A 1,328-nucleotide genomic window follows, 5' to 3' on the forward strand; every position below is an offset into this window, starting at 1 on the left:
CGGCTGGCCCGCCTGCGCAGCTTGGGCATTGAACGGGTGGGGTTGTTGGGCGGGCGGCGGCTTTTGGGGGCATTTCTGCAGGCAGGGGCCTTGGATGAGCTGTGGGTTACCCTCGCTCCGGTGCTGCTGAGTGGATATGCCGATGCGCCTGCCAGCATTGAGGGTTGGCAAGTGCAGGGATCCCTGCCCCAGTTGGAGCTGCTGGAATGCCGCCGCGGTTCCAAGGAGCTGTTTTTGCGCTACGGAGTTGAGTGGCCCTGAGAAATGCTCGACACAAACACAAAAATTTTTGGACAAATTCAGATTTCCCGGAAATCCACAGGTTTTCCCCAGACTTTCCACAGGCGGGTGGGCTGTTTTCCACAGGGCCTTTCCCTCAGGGGGCGGCATCGGGGGTTTCTGTGGAAAAGTGGAGGTGGGTAAGGTTCAGGCGACTACACCCTGAGAAACGTAACGGGATCGCGCCGTTTTTTCCGATCCCATCAAGGCCAATGGAGAGCTTTTGTCCTGTTGGATCCCTGACTTGGGATTGACACCCCCCGTGGGTTAAAGGGCAGAATAGCCGCACCTGAGGGCGAGTGGTGTGGAGATTTTCCCGAGCGCTCTCCTTAGAAAGAAAAGACTTCATCTGTTCTACGGCCCACGACAGGCTTAGGAGCAGTTGTGAATGCCCTCCCTCCCATCCGCCGGGATAGGGGCAAGCTATGAACCTATATTGCTTGCTTTTCTTCTTGCGGGCCTGCTGAGGCTCTTGGCCTATCTAGGTTGGGTTTTGATGTTGCGGGTTCGCTCTGTTCGGGCTGCCCAAGTTCTGGCTGTGGCCGCAGGTTTTGCGGGATGCCGTTTTCTCCCCTCTTGACCCCGAGTGAGTGGTTGGACTATGAGTTCTCACAGCGTTAGCATTTTGAGTGAAATTCCCGAGGAGCTGCATGACACCCTCCAAAACTACCTCTCCCGCCATCCCGACTGGGATCAGGATCGGGTGGTGACGGCAGCGCTCTCGTTATTCCTGCTCCAAAGTGGGGAGAGCGACCGGCGGGCGGCGCGCATCTACTTGGACAGCCTGTTTCGCCGCAACTGAGCCCCAGGGATGGCCCGTGAAAACCGGGGCAGTGGGAACCTTTTGTTAGCCTGAGTAGGGATCCTGTCCCACTGCTGTCATTTGGACACTGGGGGGAGGGGGCTAAGAAGTGAAAAGGATCTCAAAAGAGGCAAAAAAGAGCATGACTCTAGTCAATAATAAGCTCAACTATACCGAAAATAATGTATAATATGTTCAGTACGGATTACTACCAGTTGATCTTTCTGTTTACTTTCGAGTCTGCCAA

At 55.3% G+C, this 1,328-nt stretch carries 2 protein-coding genes; both read left to right on the plus strand.

Annotation, left to right across the window (positions count from 1 at the left end):
* Window positions 1-261 (plus strand): dihydrofolate reductase family protein (locus NW837_RS11630; RefSeq protein ID WP_414331675.1); only part of this gene is annotated, 261 nt, incomplete at its 5' end.
* A 619-nt stretch (window positions 262-880) separates the two neighbouring features.
* Entirely contained in the window at window positions 881-1,081 is a 201-nt protein-coding gene (locus NW837_RS11635) for a DUF2811 domain-containing protein (protein WP_041436785.1), read from the plus strand.
* The last annotated feature ends 247 nt before the right edge of the window (window positions 1,082-1,328 follow it).

This window comes from Synechococcus sp. R6-10, from assembly GCF_047461815.1.
Taxonomy (GTDB): domain Bacteria; phylum Cyanobacteriota; class Cyanobacteriia; order Thermostichales; family Thermostichaceae; genus Thermostichus.